Annotated in this window: 2 protein-coding genes; one reads left to right on the top strand and one right to left on the bottom strand. The window is 70.5% G+C overall.

Going from position 1 to position 20,548, the window contains the following annotated elements; translation table 11 throughout:
• Positions 1–19,491, top strand: a complete 19,491-nt coding sequence (locus ACVTJA_RS40995) for a non-ribosomal peptide synthase/polyketide synthase (RefSeq protein WP_465828727.1) — start codon at positions 1–3, stop codon at positions 19,489–19,491.
• On the opposite strand, the gene ACVTJA_RS40990 is transcribed toward ACVTJA_RS40995, so the two are convergent.
• Positions 19,478–20,515 carry a hypothetical protein gene (locus ACVTJA_RS40990; protein ID WP_465828726.1) on the bottom strand — a complete coding sequence of 346 codons (1,038 nt, stop codon included), beginning with the start codon at positions 20,513–20,515 and terminating at the stop codon, positions 19,478–19,480. The genes ACVTJA_RS40995 and ACVTJA_RS40990 overlap by 14 nt on opposite strands.
• Between the last annotated feature and the right edge of the window lie 33 nt (positions 20,516–20,548).

Genomic DNA, 20,548 nt, shown 5'->3' with positions numbered 1-20,548 from the left:
ATGAGCGACATCCATCAGCGTATCGCGGCCCTCTCGCCCGAGAAGCGAGACCAGCTCCTCCGCCAGCTTCGCAAGAAGGACGCCCAGGCGGCGCGTCCGGCCATCACCGCGCGTCCGCGTGAGAACGGGACGGCGCCCCTCTCGTTCGCCCAGCAGCGCCTGTGGTTCCTCGACCGCATGGAGCCCGGGACGCCCACGTACAACATGCCCGCAGCCGTGCGGCTCGAGGGCGTGCTCGACGTGGCCGTGCTGGAGCGCTGCTTCGCGGAGTTGCTCCGCCGCCACGAGTCGCTGCGGACCGTCTTCCGAGACGAGGACGGGCAGGCCGTCCAGGTCATCCCGCCGCCGGCGCCGCTCGCGCTGACGCTGCATGACCTCAGGTCGTTGCCCGAGGCGGCTCGGGAGGAGGAGGCGCGACGGCTGGCTCGCGAGGAGCAGCAGAAGCCCTTCGAGCTCACGCGCGGGCCGCTCCTGCGCGCCACCCTGCTGCGGCTGGGCGAGCGCGAGCATGTGCTGTTGCTCACGATGCACCACATCGTCTCGGACGGCTGGTCCATGGACGTGCTGGTGCGCGAGATGGGCCTGCTGTACGCGAACCTGTCGCGCGGCCAGTCGAGCCAGCTTCCCGAGCTGGCCGTGCAGTACGCGGACTATGCGCTGTGGCAGCGGGAGTGGCTCCAGGGGGCGGTGCTGGAGAAGCAGCTCGGCTGGTGGCGCGAGCAGCTTACCGGGGCACCGCCGGTGCTGGAGCTGCCGACGGACCGTCCGCGTCCCTCGGTGCAGAGCTTCCGTGGCGCGAGCTGCGAGTCCCTGCTGCCGCGAGCGCTCTACGAGCGGCTGAAGGCACTGGGGCAGGCGGAGGGGATGTCGCCCTTCATGGTGCTGCTGACGGCGTGGCAGACGCTGCTCGCGCGCTATTCGGGGCAGGAGGACGTCTGCGTCGGAACGCCCATCTCCGGCCGGCACCAGTCCGAGCTGGAAGGGCTCATCGGCTTCTTCGTCAACACGCTGGTCGTGCGCACGAAGCTGCCCGTTGAGGCGAGCTTTCGCGAGCTGATGAAGCGCGTGAAGGAGTCCACCCTGGGCGCGTACGCGCACCAGGACGTGCCCTTCGAGAAGCTGGTGGAGGAGCTGAAGCCCGCGCGCAACCTGAGCTACTCGCCGCTGTTCCAGGTGATGGTGAACCTGGAGCAGGCGAAGCCGCAGCGGATGGAGGTCGCGGGTCTCACGCTGACTCCGATGCCGCAGGCGGACCTGTCGGCGAAGTTCGACCTCGAGCTCCTCTTCAAGGAAGAGCCCGAGGGACTGCGCGCCGTGCTCGTGTACAGCACGGACCTGTTCGAGGCGGAGACCGCGAAGCGGATGCTCGGGCATCTGCGCGTGCTGCTGGAGGCGGCCGCGGCCAATCCGGAACAGAGACTCGCCGAGGTGTCGCTGCTGACGGAGGCGGAGCGTCAGCGGGTGTTGGTGGAGTGGAATGCGACGGGGCAGGAGTACGCGCGCGAGTCGAGCATCGCGGAGGAGTTCGAGCGTCAGGTGGCCTTGAGGCCTGACGCGGTGGCGGTGGAGTGCGGGGAGGAGAGGCTGACGTACGCGCAGCTCAACGCGCGTGCGAATCAGCTCGCGCACTACCTGCGCGGCAAGGGCGTGGGCGCGGAGGAGCGCGTCGCACTGTGCCTGGAGCGCTCGGTGGAGTTGGTGGTGGCGTTGGTGGCCATTGCCAAGTCGGGTGGTGCGTACGTGCCGCTGGAGGTGGAGTACCCGCGAGCGCGGCTTGAGCACATGGTGGAGGAGGCGAAGCCACGCGTGGTGGTGACGAAGCGCGCGCTGGCGGAGCGACTGCCGGTGGAGGGCTTGGAGTGCGTGCTGCTGGAGGAGGTGGCTGAGGCACTGGCCCAGCAGCCGAAGCACGCGCCGAAGAGTGGAGTGAGTGGGCACAACCTGGCGTACGTGGACTTCACGTCGGGAAGCACGGGGAAGCCGAAGGGAGTGGGGACGGAGCAGAGAAGCGTGCTGCGGACGGTGAAGGGCGCCAACTACGCGCACCTGGGGCCGGACGAGACGTTGCTGCTGATTGCGCCCGTGTCCTTCGACGCGTCGACGCTGGAAGTGTGGGGCAGCCTGCTGAACGGGGCGCGGCTGGTGGTGTACCCGGCGGGCCCGGTGGGGGACGTGGAGCAGTTGAAGAAGGTGGTGAAGGGGCAGGGAGTCACGACGTTGCACCTGACGGCGGGACTCTTCTCGCAGGTGGTGGACGCGGACGTGGAGGTGCTGAATGGGCTGCACCAGCTGCTGACGGGCGGAGACGTGGTGTCTGCGCCGCACGTGAAGCGAGTGGTGGAGGAGTTGGGAGTGCCGGTGACGGCATGCTACGGCCCGACGGAGAACACGCTCTTCACCAGCTGCCACCGGATGACGGCCGCCTCGCAGGTGGGCGAGGTGGTGGCGATTGGGCGGCCGATTGGAAACACGCGGGTGTACGTGCTGGACGGGGCGTTGAAGCCGGTGCCGGTGGGAGTGGCCGGAGAGCTGTACGCGGCGGGTGAGGGCGTTGCGCGTGGCTACATCGGCAGTGCGGAGCTGACGGCGGAGCGCTTCATTCCGGACCCGCACGCGAAGGTGCCCGGAGAGCGGATGTACCGCACCGGGGATTTGGCGCGGTGGCGAGCGGACGGGGTGCTGGAGTTCCTCGGCCGAGCGGACACGCAGGTGAAGGTGCGTGGCTTCCGCATCGAGTTGAGCGAGGTGGAAGGGGCGCTGCGCGCTCACCCCGCGGTGAAGGATGCGGTGGTGGTGGCCAAGGGCCAGGGCGCCGGAGAAAAGCGTCTCGTGGCCTACGTTGTGCCGAAGGCGGAGGGCTGGCCCGGTGTCTCCGGGCTGCGTGAGCACGCCAAGTCGCGGTTGCCCGAGTACATGGTGCCGTCGGCCTTCGTGGCGCTGGAGGCGCTGCCGCTGACGTCCAACGGCAAGGTGGATCGCAAGGCGCTGCCGGAGCCGGAAGGCGTTCGCCCAGAGCTGGCTCGCGAGTACGTGGCGCCGCGCACGGAGGCGGAGAAGACGCTGGCCGACGTCTGGGCGCAGGTCCTGGGCATCGACAAGGTCGGCGTGCAGGACAACTTCTTCGAGCTGGGCGGCGACTCCATTCTCACGCTGCAGGTGGTGGCGCGTGCGCGGAGGGCCGGCTTGGAGATCACTCCGCGGCAGCTCTTCCAGAAGCAGACGGTGGCGGAGTTGGCGCAGGTCGCGAAGGCCGCGCTCGAGGCCGGTGAGCAGAAGCCGGTGGAAGGCCCCGTGGCGCTGACGCCCGTGCAGCGTGCCTTCTTCGAGCAGGCGCGGAGCCATGCCCATCACTTCAACCAGTCACTGCTGCTGGAAGTGGCGGAAGAGGTCGAGGCCTCGGCGCTGGAGAAGGCGCTGAGCGCGGTGGTGAAGCAGCACGACGCGCTGCGGATGCGGTTCGAGAAGGTGGAAGGGGAGTGGCATCAGCGCAACGCCGGAGTGGAAGAGGCCGGCAGCCTGAAGTTGGAGCAGGTGGACCTGCGCGGCGCGGGCGCGTCGGAGCTCGAGCGCGTGGCCACGCAGGTGCAGGGCAGCCTGGATTTGGAGAAGGGCCCGCTGGTGAAGGCGGTGCTCTTCGAGATGGGAGAGGCGGGAAGGCGACTGCTGGTGGTGGTGCACCACCTGGTGGTGGATGGAGTGTCGTGGCGGGTGGTGGTGGAGGACGTGGAGAGGGCGTGCGAGCAGGCCAGCCGAGGGGAAGAGATTGAGCTGGGCCCGAAGACGGCCTCGTACCAGCAGTGGGCGAAGAAGCTGGGTGAGTACGCGGGGATGGTGGAAGGGGAGCTTTCGTACTGGGAGGAGCAGGGCGCGAAGCCGGTGGCGAAGCTACCGGTGGACGTGGAGGGCGGGAGGAATGAGACGGGGCTGGAGGGAGAGGTCCGCCTGGAGCTCAGCCGGGAGGAGACGGGAGCGCTGCTGAGGGAAGTGCCCGGTGCGTACCGCGCTCGCGTGGACGAAGTGCTGCTGGCCGCGTTGACGGCGGCGCTGGCGAAGTGGAGTGGGCCGAAGGAGCGCAGCGCGGAGGGTTCGCTGAGCCTGCGCGTGGAGCTGGAGGGCCACGGGCGCGAAGAGGAAGTCGGGCTGGACGTGTCGCGCACGGTGGGCTGGTTCACCAGCGTGTACCCGGTGGTGGTGGCTGCGCCCGCGCGGGAGTCGGCGGGAGCGTGGGTGCGCGCGGTGAAGGAGTCGGTGCGGCGCGTGCCCGGTAAGGGCCTGGGGTACGGGCTGCTGAAGTACCTCGGCAGCGAAGAGACGCGGAACAAACTGGGCGCACTGCCCAGGGCCGAAGTCCTCTTCAACTACCTCGGTCAGGTGGATGGTCTTGCAGCGCAGTCGCAGCGTTTCGCCCCGGCGAAGGAGAAGGCCGGCGCGGCGCAGGCAGCGGGTGAGAAGCGCGGGCACGTGCTGAGCGTGAATGGGCTGGTGGTGGGCGGCCGGCTGGAAGTGGCCATCGAGTACAGCCGCGAGCTGCACCACCACGAGAGCATCAACGCGCTGGCGAAGGAGTACGAGGCGCAGCTGAAGAAGCTGCTGCGCGAGAAGCAGGAGCCAGATGCGGGATTGTGGACGGCGGTGGACTTCCCGCTGGTGAAGGCCAGCACGGCGCAGTTGGAGAAGGTGCTGGGCCGTGGCGAGGGCGTGGAAGACGTCTACCCGCTGTCTCCGTTGCAGCAGGGGCTCCTCTTCCACTCGCTGCTGGAGAGCGGCAGCGGTGTGTACGTGGAGCAGTTGGCCTGGGAGGTGCGTGGCGGCTTGAAGGTGGACGCCCTCAAGCGCGCGTGGGACCTGGTGGTGGAGCGGTTGCCGGTGCTGCGCACGCGCTTCGTCTGGGAAAACCTGGAGGCGCCGCTGCAGGTGGTGCACCGCTCGGTGCAGGTGCCCTGGGACGAGCGCGACTGGACGGGCCTGGACCGTGAAGGCCAGCAGCGGGCTCTGGACGCCTATCTCCAGGAAGACGCCCAGCGCGGCTTCGAGCTGGGCACTGCTCCGCTGATGCGCATGGCGCTGATGCGCCTGGGCGAGGATGCGTGGCGGTGCGTGTGGAGCCACCACCACCTGCTGCTGGATGGCTGGAGCCTCGGCCTGGTGCTGGAGGAGGTCTTCAGCACCTACGAGGCACTCGTCACCGGAGGCGAGACGCGCGGCCGGACGCGCGCGCCGTATCGCGAGTACATCGCGTGGCTGGCGAAGCAGGACTCGAAGAAGGCGGAGGCGTACTGGCGCGAGGCCCTCAAGGGCATCACCGCGCAGACGCGCCTGCCGCTGGAGGCTCGCAGCCAGAAGCCGATGGCGCAGGAGGAACTGGAGCTGCTGCTGACGGAGCAGGAGACGTCGGCGGTACAGGGCTTCGCGCAGCGTCACCAGGTCACGGTGAACACGTTGGCGCAGGGCGCCTGGGCGCTGGTGCTCGGCCGGCATGCGGGCGAGTCGGAGGTCGTCTTCGGTGCGACGGTGGCGGGCCGCCCTGCGGAGCTCGACGGCGTCGAAGGCATGGTGGGCCTCTTCATCAACACCCTGCCGGTGCGCGTGAAGCTCGGTGGCGGCGAGCCGGTGGAGTCCTGGCTGAAGGCCCAGCAGGAGCAGCAGTCGGAGCAGCGTCAGTACGAGCAGACCCCGCTGATGCGGGTGCAGGCCTGGAGCGAAGTGCCGCGCGGCCAGTCGCTCTTCGACAGCCTGCTCGTCTTCGAGAACTACCCCATCGACTCGTCGCTGAAGGGGCGCGCGAATCGTTGGGAGGTGCGCGACGTCCGCGTGAAGGAGCGGACGAACTACCCGCTCACTCTTTCGGTGATTCCCGACAAGCAGTTGCGGTTGATGCTCGCCTACGACGTGTCCCGCTTCGAGCTACGCGGGATGGACGCGCTGTTGAAGCAGTGGAAGGTCGCACTGCTGGGCCTGGTGGCCAGCGCCGGCAGGCGTGTCGAGGACGTGCCCCTGCTCACCGAGACCGACCGCCGGCAGGTCCTGACGTCGTGGAGCGGCACTCGCGCGCCCTTCCCGGCGGAAGTCACCCTGTCCTCGCTCTTCGAGGCGCAGGTGGACCGCACGCCGGATGCGGTGGCCGTGGAGCTCGCCGCGCAGCGGCTGACGTACCGCGAGCTGGATGCGCGGGCGAACCAGCTGGCCCGGCGCCTGCGTCAGCTCGGCGTGGGGCCCGAGGTCCGCGTGGGCCTGTGCCTGGAGCGCTCGCTGGACGTGGCGGAGGCGTTGCTCGGCATCCTCAAGGCGGGCGGAGCGTACCTGCCGCTGGACCCGATGCTGCCTCGTGAGCGGCTCGCCTTCATGCTGGAGGACAGCGGCGCGCAGGTGCTGCTGACGCAGCGTTCGCTGCTGGAGCGCTTCCCGCAGGCGGCGGCTCGCGTGCTGTGCCTGGACGAGGAGCGCGAGGCGCTGCTCCGGGAGAATGGCGAGCGTGTCGCCTCGGGTGCGGGGGCCGGCAACCTCGCGTACGTCATCTACACCTCGGGCAGCACTGGCCAGCCGAAGGGCACTGCCGTGGAGCACCGCGGCGTCGCCAACCTGGTGACGCACGAGGCGGTGGCCTACGGCATCGGGCCCGGCAGCCGGATGCTCCAGTTCGCCAACCTGAGCTTCGACCTGTCGGTGGAGGAGATCTTCACCACGCTGTGCTCCGGCGGCACGCTGGTGCTGGCGCCCTCGGAGCGGCTGATTCCGGGTGACACGCTGTGGGCGCTGCTGCGCGACGCGGGCATCACGGTGCTCAGCCTCACGCCCGCGGCGCTCGCCGTTACTCCGGCCGAGGGCCTGCCCTCGCTGCGCACCGTCATCTCGGGCGGCGAGGCGCTCCCGGCGGACGTGGTGGCGCGCTGGGCTCCGGGCCGGCGCTTCATCAACTCGTATGGCCCCACGGAGGCCACGGTGGTGGCCACGCTCACCGATTGCGTGGCGGATGGCCGCACGCCGTCCATCGGGCAGCCGTTGGCCAACGTGCGCGCCTACGTGCTCGATACGCGGGGCGCGCTGGTTCCCATGGGCGTCGCCGGTGAGCTGTACCTCGGCGGCGTGGGTGTGGCTCGCGGCTACCCGGGCCGTCCGGAGCTGACGGCGGAGCGCTTCGTACCGGACGCCCTGGGTGGCGAGCCGGGCGCTCGCCTGTACCGCACGGGTGACCTCGTGCGGTGGCGCGAGGATGGCAGCCTGGAGTTCGTGGGCCGCGTGGATGCGCAGGTGAAGGTGCGCGGCTTCCGCATCGAGCTGGGCGAGGTGGAGAACGCGCTGCGTGCGCACCCTGCGGTGAAGGACGCCGTGGTGATGGCTCGGGGCGAGGGAGCCGGCGGCAAGCGACTGGTGGCCTACGTCGTCGGCCACGGGGCAGTGGACGCGAGCGAGCTGCGTCGGGCGCTGAAGGAGCGACTGCCGGAGTACATGGTGCCGTCGGCCTTCGTGGCACTGGAGGCGCTGCCGCTGACGTCCAACGGCAAGGTGGACCGCAAGGCGCTGCCGGAGCCGGAGGGCGTTCGTCCGGAGCTGTCGCGCCGGTACGTGGCTCCGCGCACGGAGGTGGAGAAGACGCTGGCCGGCGTCTGGGCGCAGGTGTTGGGCCTGGACCGCGTTGGCGTGCAGGACAACTTCTTCGAGCTGGGCGGTGACTCCATCCTGAGCCTGCAGGTGGTGGCGCGGGCGCGGAGGGCCGGCCTGGAGGTGACGCCGAAGCAGCTCTTCCAGCGGCAGACGGTGGAGGAGCTGGCGCAGGTGGTGAAGGCGGCCGTGGCCGTGGCGCAGCAGGGCCCGGTGGAAGGGCCGGTCGACCTGACGCCCATCCAGCGGAGCTTCCTGGAAGAGGCGTGGAAGAAGCCGAGCCACAGCAACCAGGCTGTCCTGTTGGAGGTGAAGGCAGGGACGGACGCAGCGGTGCTGGAGAAGGCGCTGGGCGCGGTGGTGAGGCACCACGACGCGCTGCGGATGCGGTTCGAGAAGGTGGAAGGGGAGTGGCGTCAGCGCAATGCCGGGGTGGAAGAGGCCGGTAGCCTGAAGTTGGAGCAGATGGACCTGCGCGGCGCGGGCGCGTCGGAGCTCGAGCGCGTGGCCACGCAGGTGCAGGGCAGCCTGGATTTGGAGAAGGGCCCGCTGGTGAAGGCGGTGCTCTTCGAGATGGGAGAGGCGGGAAGGCGACTGCTGGTGGTGGTGCACCACCTGGTGGTGGATGGCGTCTCGTGGCGGGTGGTGGTGGAGGACGTGGAGAGGGCGTGCGAGCAGGCCAGCCGAGGGGAAGAGATTGAGCTGGGCCCGAAGACGGCCTCGTACCAGCAGTGGGCGAAGAAGCTGGGTGAGTATTCGGGGACGGTGGAAGGGGAGCTTTCGTACTGGGAGGAGCAGGGCGCGAAGTCGGTGGCGAAGCTGCCGGTGGACGTGCAGGGCGGGAGGAATGAGACGGGGCTGGAGGGGGAAGTCCGCCTGGAGCTCAGCCGCGAAGAGACGGGAGCGCTGCTGAGGGAAGCTTCCGGTGCATACCGCGCTCGCGTGGACGAGGTGCTGCTGGCAGCTCTGGCCTCCGCGCTGAAGAAGTGGCGCGGCCTGGAGCGCGTGCGCGTGGAGCTGGAAGGCCACGGGCGCGAGGAAGAAGTCGGGCTGGATGTGTCGCGCACGGTGGGTTGGTTCACCAGCGTGTACCCGGTGATCGTTGATGCGCCTGCGCAGGAGACGGCGGGGGCATGGGTGCGCGCGGTGAAGGAGTCGGTGCGGCGAATTCCGGGCAAGGGTCTGGGGTATGGGCTGCTGAAGTACCTGGGCAGTGATGAGACGCGGAACAAGCTCAAGGCGCATCCCAGGGCTGAAGTCGTCTTCAACTACCTGGGCCAGGTGGATGGCGTGGCTGCGCAGTCGCAGCGCTTCGCTCCGGCGAAGGAGAAGGCCGGCGCGGCGCAGGCAGCGGGCGAGAAGCGCGGGCACGTGTTGGGCGTGAATGGGCTGGTGGTGGGTGGCCGACTGGAAGTGGCCATCGACTACAGCCAGGGCCTGCACCGGCGAGAGACCGTGGAGGAACTGGCAGGACACTTCGCGCACGAGCTGCGGCGACTGGTGCAGCAGCGCACGGACGCGGACGCGGGACTGTGGACGGCGGCGGACTTCCCATTGGTGAAGGCCAGCGCGGCGCAGTTGGAGAAGGTGCTGGGCCGTGGCGAAGGCGTGGAGGACGTCTACCCGCTGTCTCCGTTGCAGCAGGGCCTGCTCTTCCACTCGCTGCTGGAGAGCGGCAGCGGGGTGTACGTGGAGCAGTTGGCGTGGGAGGTGCGCGGTGGGCTGAAGGTGGAAGCCCTCAAGCGCGCGTGGGACATGGCGGTGGAGCGGCTGCCGGTGCTGCGCACTCGCTTCGTCTGGGAGGGCCTGGAGGAGCCGCTGCAGGTGGTGCATCGGTCCGTCCAGTTGCCCTGGGAGGAGCGCGACTGGAGTGGCCTCGACAGGGAGCAGCAGCGGAGCGCGCTCGATGAGTACCTGAAGGCGGACAGCCGTCAGGGCTTCGAGCTGGGCAAGGCACCGCTGATGCGCATGGCGGTGATGAAGCTGGGCAACGAGGGCTGGCGGTGCGTGTGGAGCCACCACCACCTGCTGCTGGATGGCTGGAGCCTCGGCCTGGTGCTGGAGGAGGTCTTCGGCACCTACGAGGCCCTGGTGACGGGCGCGGAAGCCCGAGGCCAGACGCGCGCGGCGTACCGCGAGTACATCGCGTGGCTGACGAAGCAGGACTCGAAGAAGGCGGAGGCGTACTGGCGCGAGACCCTCGATGGGGTCACGGCTCCGACGCGCCTTCCGTTGGAAGCGCGAGCCGCTAAGGGCCAGACGGCGCAGGAGGAGCTGGCTCTGGAGCTGACGGAGGAAGAGACGTCGGCGGTGCAGGGCCTCGCTCAGCGTCACCAGGTGACGGTGAACACGCTGACGCAGGGCGCCTGGGCGCTGGTGCTGGGACGTCACGCGGGCGAGTCCTCGGTGGTGTTCGGCGCGACGGTGGCGGGCCGGCCCGCGGAGCTCGAAGGCGTGGAAGGGATGGTGGGACTCTTCATCAACAGCCTGCCGGTCCGCGTGCGCCTGTCGGGCGACGACGTCGTGGCGGAGTGGCTGAAGGGTTTGCAGAAGCAGCAGGCGGCCCAGCAGCAGTTCGAGCAGAGCCCGCTCGTGCAGGTGCAGGGCTGGAGCGCGGTGCCTCGCGGTCAGCCCCTCTTCGACAGCCTGCTCATCTTCGAGAACTACCCTGTCGATGAGTCGCTCAAGGGACGTGCGAGCCGGTGGGACGTGCGGGACGTGCGCTCGAAGGAGCGGACGAACTACGCGCTCACGCTGTCCGCGATGCCCGGGGCGCGGCTCAAGCTGAAGCTCGTCTATGAGACGCCGCGCTTCGAGCAGCACGGGATGGAAGTGCTGCTGAAGCAGTGGAAGGGCGCGCTGCTGGAGTTGGTGGCTCGCGCGGACGAGCGACTGGCGGACGTGACGCTGCTGACGGAGGCGGAGCGTCAGCGGGTGTTGGTGGAGTGGAATGCGACGGCGCAGGAGTACGCGCGCGAGTCGAGCATCGCGGAGGAGTTCGAGCATCAGGTGGTCTTGAGGCCTGACGCGGTGGCGGTGGAGTGCGGGGAAGAGAAGCTGACGTACGCGCAGTTGGATGCGCGTGCGAATCAGCTCGCGCACTACCTGCGCGGCAAGGGCGTGGGCGCGGAGGAGCGCGTCGCACTGTGCCTGGAGCGCTCGGTGGAGTTGGTGGTGGCGCTGGTGGCCATTGCCAAGTCGGGTGGTGCCTACGTGCCGCTCGAGGTGGAGTACCCGCGCGCGCGGCTGGAGCACATGGTGGAGGAGGCGAAGCCACGCGTGCTGGTGACGAAGCGCGCGCTGGCGGAGCGGCTGCCGGTGGAGGGCTTGGAGTGCGTGCTGCTGGAGGAGGTGGCTGAGGCACTGGCCCAGCAGCCGAAGCACGCACCTCGCAGCGGAGTAGGCGGCCGGAACCTTGCGTACGTGGACTTCACGTCGGGAAGCACGGGGAAGCCGAAGGGAGTGGGGACGGAGCAGAGAAGCGTGCTGCGGACGGTGAAGGGCGCCAACTACGCGCACCTGGGGCCGGACGAGACGTTGCTGCTGATTGCGCCCGTGTCCTTCGACGCGTCGACGCTGGAAGTGTGGGGCAGCCTGCTGAACGGGGCGCGGCTGGTGGTGTACCCGGCGGGCCCGGTGGGGGACGTGGAGCAGTTGAAGAAGGTGGTGAAGGGGCAGGGAGTCACGACGTTGCACCTGACGGCGGGACTCTTCTCGCAGGTGGTGGACGCGGACGTGGAGGTGCTGAAGGGGCTGCACCAGTTGCTGACGGGCGGAGACGTGGTGTCTGCGCCGCACGTGAAGCGAGTGGTGGAGGAGTTGGGAGTGCCGGTGACGGCATGCTACGGCCCGACGGAGAACACGCTCTTCACCAGCTGCCACCGGATGACGGCCGCCTCGCAGGTGGGCGAGGTGGTGGCGATTGGGCGGCCGATTGGAAACACGCGGGTGTACGTGCTGGACGGGGCGTTGAAGCCGGTGCCGGTGGGAGTGGCCGGAGAGCTGTACGCGGCGGGTGAGGGCGTTGCGCGTGGCTACATCGGCAGTGCGGAGCTGACGGCGGAGCGCTTCATTCCGGACCCGCATGCCTCCGTCCCCGGAGAGCGGATGTACCGCACGGGAGACCTCGCGAGGTGGCGAGCGGACGGGGTGCTGGAGTTCCTCGGCCGAGCGGACACGCAGGTGAAGGTGCGTGGCTTCCGCATCGAGCTGAGCGAGGTGGAAGGGGCGCTGCGCGCACACCCCGCGGTGAAGGATGCGGTGGTGGTGGCCAAGGGCCAGGGCGCCGGAGACAAGCGCCTCGTGGCCTACGTCGTGGCCCACGACCCCAAGGCCTTCGATGTCGCCGCGCTGCGCGAGTCCCTCGGTACTCGCCTGCCCGAGTACATGGTGCTCTCGGCGTTCATGTCGCTGGAGGCACTGCCGCTCACGTCCAACGGCAAGGTGGACCGCAAGGCCCTGCCCGAGATGGATGGCGCGCTGCTGGAGCGGGCTCGCGAGTATGTGGCGCCGCGCACGGACGTGGAGAAGACGCTGGCCGACGTCTGGGCCCAGGTGCTCGGCTCGGAGAAGGTCGGTATCAACGACAGCTTCTTCGAGCTGGGTGGCCACTCGCTGCTCGCCACCCGCGCCATCTCCCGCATCCGCGAGGCCCTCGACGTCGAGCTGCCCCTCAAGGCCCTCTTCGAGGCGCCCACGGTGGCGCAGCTCGCCTCTCTCCTCCAGCGAAGCGCGCTGGCGCCGGAGTCGCTCGCGCCGCCGCTCGTCGTGGCGGACCGCTCACGGTCGCTGCCGCTCTCCTTCGCGCAGCAGCGGCTGTGGTTCCTGGAGCAGCTCGCTCCGGGCGGCTCGCGCTACAACATCCCCGCCGTCTTCCAGTTGGAGGGCACGCTCGACGTGGCCGCCCTGCGGCACGCGCTCCACGCGCTGCTCCAGCGCCATGAAGCGCTGCGCACCTCCTTCGCCGGTGAGGCCGGACAGGTGTGGCAGGTCATCGCTCCCGACGTCGAGCCCGTCCTCTCACTGGACGACCTGCGCCACTTCCCCGAGTCAGAGCGCGAGGCCGAGGCCCTGCGCCGCGCGACGCTGGAGGCCCAGCGTCCCTTCGACCTCCGTCAGGCCCCGCTGCTGCGGACCCTGCTGCTGCGGCTCGGTGAGCACTCACATGTGCTGGTGCTCACCGTGCACCACATCGTCTTCGACGGCTGGTCCACCCAGGTCCTCGTGAGGGACCTCGCTGCGCTCTACGAGGCTCGGCGCCGCGGCACCGAGGCATCCCTGCCTCCGCTGCCCATCCAGTACGCCGACTACGCCGTGTGGCAGCGTACGTGGCTCCAGGGCGATGCCCTGGAGTCGAGGCTGTCCTGGTGGAAGCAGCAGCTCGCCGGGGCCCCTCCCGCCCTGGAGCTGCCCACCGACAAGCCCCGTCCGGCCGTGCAGTCCTCCCGTGGCGCGAGCCACCCGGTGGTGCTGCCGCGTGAGCTGGCGGACCGCCTCACGGCGCTCGGCCAGCGCGAGGGCGCCACGCCCTTCATGGTCATGCTCGCCGCGTTCCAGGCGCTCCTGTTCCGCTACTCGGGCCAGGAGGACATCAGCGTGGGCTCGCCCGGCGCGGGCCGTGCCCAGCTCGAGCTGGAAGACGTCATCGGCTTCTTCATCAACACGCTCGTGCTGCGCACCCGCCTGTCGGGCCGGAGCTCCTTCCGCGAGCTGCTCGCCCGTGTCCGCGAGGTGACGCTCGGCGTGCACGCGCACCAGGACGTGCCCTTCGAGCGGCTCGTGGACGACCTGCGCCCGGAGCGCGACCTCAGCCGCAACCCGCTCTTCCAGGCGTGGTTCGTCCTCAACCCCGAGGAGCCCATCGCCCGCGTCCTGCCAGGACTCTCCCTGCGGCCGCTCGCGCTGGAGGACCCCACCACCCAGTTCGACCTCACGCTGTCGCTGGTGGACTCGCCCGAGGGCTTCACCGGCGCCCTGTCGTACGCCACGGACCTCTTCGAGCCGGCCACCATCGCTCGCATGAGCAGCCACCTGCGCACGCTCGTGGAGGCCCTGGTCGAGTCGCCGGACGAGTCCCTCGCCTCGCTGCCCATGCTCGGCCACCCCGAGCGTGAGCAGCTCCTGCTCGCGTGGAACGACACCGCCCGTCCCGTCACGGACACGCCCGTCCACCGCCTCTTCGAGGCGCAGGTGCGAAGGACTCCGGACGCCGTCGCCATCTCCTTCGAGGGCCAGGAGCTCACCTACGCGGAGCTCAACGGTCGCGCCAACCAGCTCGCGCACTACCTGCGCGCGCGCGGCGTCACGCCCGACGTCCTCGTCGCGCTGCACGTGGACCGCTCGCTGGAGCTGATGGTGGGCGTGCTCGGCATCCTCAAGTCCGGCGCCGCCTACGTCCCGCTGGACCCGGCGCTGCCCGAGGAGCGGCTGGAGAGCATCGCCGACGAGGCCCGCGCTCCGCTGCTCCTGACGCAGGACTCGCTGGCGGACCAGCTCAGTCACCGCGCCGCCCACACCCTGTGCCTGGACCTGGACTGGGACCGCGTGGAGCGCTACCCGGACACGGACCCCGACGGCGGGGCGGAGGGACATCACCTCGCCTACGTCATCTTCACCTCCGGCTCCACGGGCACGCCCAAGGGCGTCATGCTGGAGCACCGCGGCCTGACGAACACCGCGCTCGCCTGCGTGGAGGCGATGGAGATTGGCCCCGGCAAGCGGGTGCTCCAGTTCTTCTCCAGCGGCTTCGACGCCTCCGTCTGGGAGATGTTCCCCGCCCTGATTTCCGGCGCGCGGCTGCACCTGGCGAGCCGCGAGAGTCTCCTGCCCGGCACGCCGCTGAAGACGCTGCTCGTCGAGCAGGCCATCACCACCCTGACGCTCACCCCGTCCGTGCTGGCCCAGCTCCCGCCGGACGCGCTGCCCGCGCTGAAGGTCGTCACCGCCGCGGGTGAGGCCTGCACCGCGGACGTCGTGGAGCACTGGAAGCCGGGGCGGCGCTTCATCAACGCCTACGGCCCCACGGAGACCACCATCTGCGCCACGCTGAGCGCGGACGTGGACGCGGCGCGGCCCACCATCGGTCAGCCCATCACCAACGCTCGCGTGTACGTGCTGGATGCGCACCTGCAGCCCGTGGCCACCGGCCTGCCCGGTGAGCTCTACGTCGGCGGCGCGGGCGTGGCGCGCGGCTACCTCGGCCGGCCCGAGCTGACGGCGGAGCGCTTCGTTCCGGACCCGTTCAGCGGCGTCCCCGGCGCCCGGCTGTACCGCACCGGCGACCTCGTCCGCTGGCTGCCCGCGGGCTCGCTCGAGTTCCTCGGCCGCCTGGACAACCAGGTGAAGCTGCGCGGCTACCGCGTGGAGCTGGGCGAAATCGAGTCCGTGATGCTGCTGCACTCCAGCGTGCGCGAGGCGGTGGCGGTGGTGCGCGAGGACTCGCCGGGCCTGCAGCGGCTGGTGGCCTACTACTCGGGAGACGCGGCGCTCACCGCCGCGGAGCTGCGCACCTTCCTCCAGGGGCGGCTGCCCGAGTACATGGTGCCCTCGGCCTTCGTCGGCCTGCCCGCGCTGCCGCTCAGCTCCAGCGGCAAGGTGGACCGGCAGGCGCTGCCCGCACCGGAAACGATGCGCGCGGAGGAGGACCACATCGCTCCGTCCACGGAGACGGAGCAGCGGCTCGCGGCCATCTGGAGCGAGCTGCTCGGCGTGGAGCGGGTGGGGGTGAACGACAGCTTCTTCGAGCTCGGCGGTCACTCGTTGGTGGCCACGCGGCTCCTGTCGCGCATCCGCCAGAGCTTCGGAGTGGAGCTGCCCCTGCGCGCCCTCTTCGAGGCCCGCACCCTGGCCGAGCAGGCCGAGCGCCTGGACTCCCTCGCGGGACGCGGCCACGAGCAGGTGGGCGCGGCCCCGCGGCGCATGCCTCGCAAGGAGCGCATGCCCCTGTCCTTCGCGCAGCAGCGGCTCTGGTTCCTGGACCAGCTCGAGCCGGGCATGCCCTTCTACAACATCCCCATCGCGGTCCGAATCGAGGGCGCGCTGGAGGTGGAGGCCATGGACCGGGCCTTCCAGGAGGTGGTGCGCCGGCACGAGTCGCTGCGCACCACCTTCCACAATGGCGAGGACGGCCCGGCGCAGGTGGTGCAGACGGATGTGCAGATGCCGCTCGTCCGGGTGGACCTGCGCGACGTGCCCGAGGCGCAGCGCGAGCAGGAGGCGCTGCGGCTCCAGGAGGACGAGGCGCGCCGGCCGTTCGACCTCGCTCGCGGCCCGCTGGTGCGCGCCACGCTGCTGTGGCTGCGCGATGACGTGCACCTGCTGCTCCTGACGATGCACCACATCGTCTCGGATGGCTGGTCCATGGGCGTGCTCGTGCGCGAGGTGGTGGCGCTGTACGCGGCCTACCGTGAGGGACAGCCGTCGCCCCTGCCGGAGCTGGCGGTGCAGTACGCGGACTACGCGGCCTGGCAGCGCGAGTGGCTCCAGGGCGAGGCGCTGGACGCGCAGCTCCGCTACTGGAAGCAGCAGTTGGAGGGAGCGCCCTCCACACTGGAGCTGCCGGCGGACCGGCCGAGGCCCGCGGTGCGCAGCTACCGTGGCGGCACGCACGTGTCGATGATGAGCGCGGAGCTCGCCAAGGGGCTGGAGGCACTGGCCCAGCGCGAGGGCGCCACGCTCTTCATGGTGCTGATGGCGGGCTTCCAGTCGCTGCTGCACCGCTACAGCGGGCAGACGGACCTCGTCGTGGGCACGGACGTGGCCAACCGCAACCACGCGGAGACGGAAGGCCTCATCGGCTTCTTCATCAACCAGCTCGTCATGCGCCTGAAGCTGGAGGGGGACCCCACCTTCACCACGCTGCTGGCCCAGGCGAAGCAGGTGTCGATGGACGCGTACGCGCACCAGGACCTGCCCTTCGAGGAGGTGGTGCGCGCGCTCAACCCGGACCGCAGCACCGCGCACGCGCCGCTGTTCCAGGTGAAGTTCGTGCTCCAGAACATGCCGGTGTCGGCGCTGGAGCTGCCCGGCCTCAAGGTGAGCGCCGAGGGCGCGGACCCCGCCACCGCGAAGCTCGACCTGACGGTGCTGGTGAACCCGCGCGCGGACGGACTGGTGTGCACGTGGATGTACAGCATGGACCTGTTCGACGAGCCCACGCTGGCGCTGCTCGCCGAGCGCTTCCAGCGACTCCTGGAAGACGTGGTGGCGGAAGGCGGACGGCAGCGGCTGTCCGCGCTGCCGCTCCTGTCGGACGCGGAGCGCCAGCGCGTGTTGGTGGAGTGGAACGACACCGCCGCGCCGTACGCGCGCCAGTGCATCCACCACCTCGTCTCCGAGCAGGCCGCGAGGGCGCCGGACGCGCTGGCGGTGGTGGCCGGTGACGAGCGGCTCACCTACGCGGAGCTGGAGCGCCGGGCCAACCAGCTCGCGCACTGGCTGAAGGCGCTGGGCGTGGAGCCGGAGACGCGCGTGGGCCTCTTCGTGGAGCGGCGCGCGCACGCCATGGTGGGCCTCCTCGGCATCCTCAAGGCGGGCGGCGCGTACGTGGCCATCGACCCGGCGCACTCGCACGTCAGCGAGCGCGTGCGGCACGTCCTCCAGGACGCGAAGGTTCAGGTCATCGTCACCGAGGAGGCACTGGCCAACGAGCTGCCCTCGCAGGGCGAGTTCCTGGTCAGCCTCGACGCGGGCGACGGACTCCTGGAGTCGCAGCCCGAGGAGGCGCCCGAAAGCGGCGTGCTGCCGGGCAACGCGGCGTACGTCATCTACACGTCGGGAAGCACGGGCCTGCCCAAGGGCGTGTGCATCGAGCACCAGCAGCTCGCCTGCTACGTGGCGGGCGTGAGCCGTCGGTTGGAGCTGCCCCAGGGCATGAGCTTCGCCTCGGTGTCCACGCTGGCGGCGGACCTGGGCCACACGGCGCTGTTCCCCACGCTGTGCGCGGGCGGGACGGTGCACCTCGTGAGCAAGGAGACGGCGTCGGACGCCGGGCTCATGGCGGCGTATGGCCGAGAGCACCAGGTGGAGGGGCTCAAGATTGTCCCCACCCACCTGGAGGCGCTGCTCGCGGCGGACGACGCCGAGGCGCTGCTGCCGCGCAAGCGGCTGGTGCTGGGCGGTGACAAGTCCGAGTGGGCGCTGGTGGAGCGCATCCACGCGCTGGTGCCGGAGTGCGAGGTGTTCAACCACTACGGCCCCACCGAGACGACGGTGGGCGTGCTGTCCGGACGGGTGGAGCGCGGCGCGCGCGTGGCGGGCTCGCACACGGTGCCGCTGGGCACGCCGTTGGGCAACGTGCGGGTGTACGTGCTGGACGCGTACGGCCAGCCGGTGCCTCCGGGCATTCCGGGCGAGCTGTTCATCGGCGGCGAGAGCGTGGGCCGCGGCTACGTGGGCCGGCCGGAGCTGACGGCGGAGCGCTTCGTGCCGGACGCCTTCAGCGGCGTGGCCGGGGCGCGGATGTACCGCACGGGAGACCGCGTGCGCTGGCTGGAGGGCGGCCGCATCGAGTTCCTCGGCCGCGTGGACCACCAGCTCAAGATTCGCGGCTACCGCGTGGAGCTGGGCGAGGTGGAGGCCACGCTCGCGCAGCACGCGAGCGTGGGCGAGTGCGTCGTGGTGGCCCGCGACGAGGCCGGCGGCAAGCAGCTCGTGGCCTACGCGGTGGCGAAGCCGGGCAGCACGCTGGACGAAGCCGGGCTGCGCGAGCACATGACGGAGCGGCTGCCGGACTACATGGTGCCCTCCGCCTTCGTGGTGCTGGAGGCCCTGCCGCTGACGTCCAACGGCAAGGTGGACCGCAAGGCGCTGCCGGCTCCGTCGCGCGTGAAGGCGGAGACGTCGTACGTGGCGCCACGCACGGAGACGGAGCGGCGGCTGGCGGCGCTCTGGCAGGAGCTGTTGTCCGTGCCCCGCGTGGGCGTGCACGACGACTTCTTCGACCTGGGCGGCCACTCGCTGCTGGCCACGCAGGTGGTGGCGCGCGTGCGCTCGCTGTTCGACGTGCAGCTCGCCGTCATCGACCTCTTCGAGGCGCCGACGCTGGAGGGACTGGCCACGCGCATCGAGGCGGGCACGTCCTCGGACTCGCCGCTGGTGACGCTGCGCAGGGGCGGGGAGTCGCGGCCCTTCTTCTGCGTGCACCCGGTGGGCGGCAGCGTGCTGGGCTACCTGGAGCTGGCGCGGCGCCTGCCTCCGGAGCAGCCCTTCTACGGGTTGCAGGTGCCGGCGAGCGGTGCTGGGGAGACGGTGGAGGAGATGGCCACCCGCTACCTGGAAGCCGTGCGTGAGGTGCAGCCGGAGGGACCGTATCTGCTCGGCGGCTGGTCCCTGGGCGGGCGCGTCGCCTACGAGATGGCGCGGCAGCTCGAGGCGAGCGGGGAGCAGGTGGGCCTGCTCGTCGTCATCGACGCGCGGAGCCGTGACGAGGCCGCGCCCGACGAGGAGTGGCAGTTGGCACTGGAGTTCGCCGACCACCTGTCGCGCCTGTCAGGCATCCATCCGCGCGCCGCGGAGGTGCTGGAGCTGGTGGACGTGGTGGAGCTGCGCTCGCTGCTGGAGGGCGCGTCCGGTGCCGACCTGGGCCTGGAGGAGGAGGCCTGCGAGGAGCTGCGCGGGTTGTGGAAGCTGTTCGCCCGCAACCGGAAGGCCGCGCGGGCGTACGTGCCCGGGCCCTACGGCGGCTCGCTGGTGCTGCTGCGTGCCGACGAGGCTCCGGCCGGGCTGGAGGCGGACCTGGGCTGGGGCGCGCTGGCCCGGGGCGGGGTGGAGGTCGCCGGGATTCCGGGCGACCACTTCACCCTCATCGCCCCGCCGCACGTGGAGGCGCTGGCCGCGAAGCTCACCGCGCTGCTGGAGCGGGCGGGCGCCAACCCCACGCTCAAGACCGGGTAGGCCCTCCGTCTCCCGGGCCGTACTTCTCGAGGCGGCGGAGGGACATGGCCGCCGCCTCACGAAGCTCCGGCTCCGGCGCTGACTCCAGCGCCTTCAGGGCCGCGGGCACCTCGCCGCCCGGGTAGACGATGTCCCCCAATCGCCGGGCCGCATCCACGCGGTCCTTCACCTCTCCCCGCCGCAGCTCGGCCAGCAGGTAGTCCTTGTAGAGCCCCAGGAAATGGTTCTCCGCCTCCAACATCCCCGCGCACAGCGAGCGCAGGTGCTCCCGGTCCGCCGCTGCTTCCGGCACGCGGTAGCCCCAGCGCGTGCGCGCCGCGTAGATGCCCTCGAACAGCGGCGTCCACGCGTCGTTCACCAGCGCGCGGTGCGCCTCGATGGCCTCGCGCTTGGAGTAGGTGTAACCGCCTGCCTTCACCGCCACGTCCGCCGTCGCGAGCCGGCAGGCGAGGGTGACCAGCTCCTTGAAACCACGGTGCGCGTTGCCCTGCGCATCCAGCACCTCGCGGTGGTCATACCCGTAGAGCTCACCGCGCGGGTCCGGGTACTGGAGCGGAAAGCGCAGCGGCTCGCCCTCGCCTCGCGAGCGGGCGCGCTCGATGAAGACATAGGGCCGGTGCATGCAGTAGCGCACCCACTTGTCCAAGGGCATCAGCGGAATGCGCTCGCGCAGGTCCTCGCCCATCAGCAGCAGCGAGGTTCGCTTGAGGTTGACGGTGCCCTCCGTCAGCAGCTCCTCTTCCTCGACGACGTTGGCGTCCAGCGGGAGGTTGAGCAGCGGCCCCAGGTGCATGCGGAAGCGGCGGAAGCGCTCGCGCTCGCCCGGCTGGAAGCGGCCCTCGAGCACCAGCGTCAGGTCCACGTCGCTGTCGCCCACGGCCTCGCTCGTCGCGTGGCTGCCCAGCAGGTAGCAGGCCCGCAGGCGGCCCGGGAAGACCATCTGGAACAGACCCAGGAAGCCATGGAGGACGCCGTTGAGCTGGAAGTCCTCCGTGAAGCCGACCATCGAAAGCCCTTCATCCATGCTGTCATCCTAGTGTGCCCCCCATGAATCAGG

Source organism: Pyxidicoccus sp. M6 (genome assembly GCF_055568925.1).
This window is presented reverse-complemented; position numbering and strand designations above follow the sequence as displayed.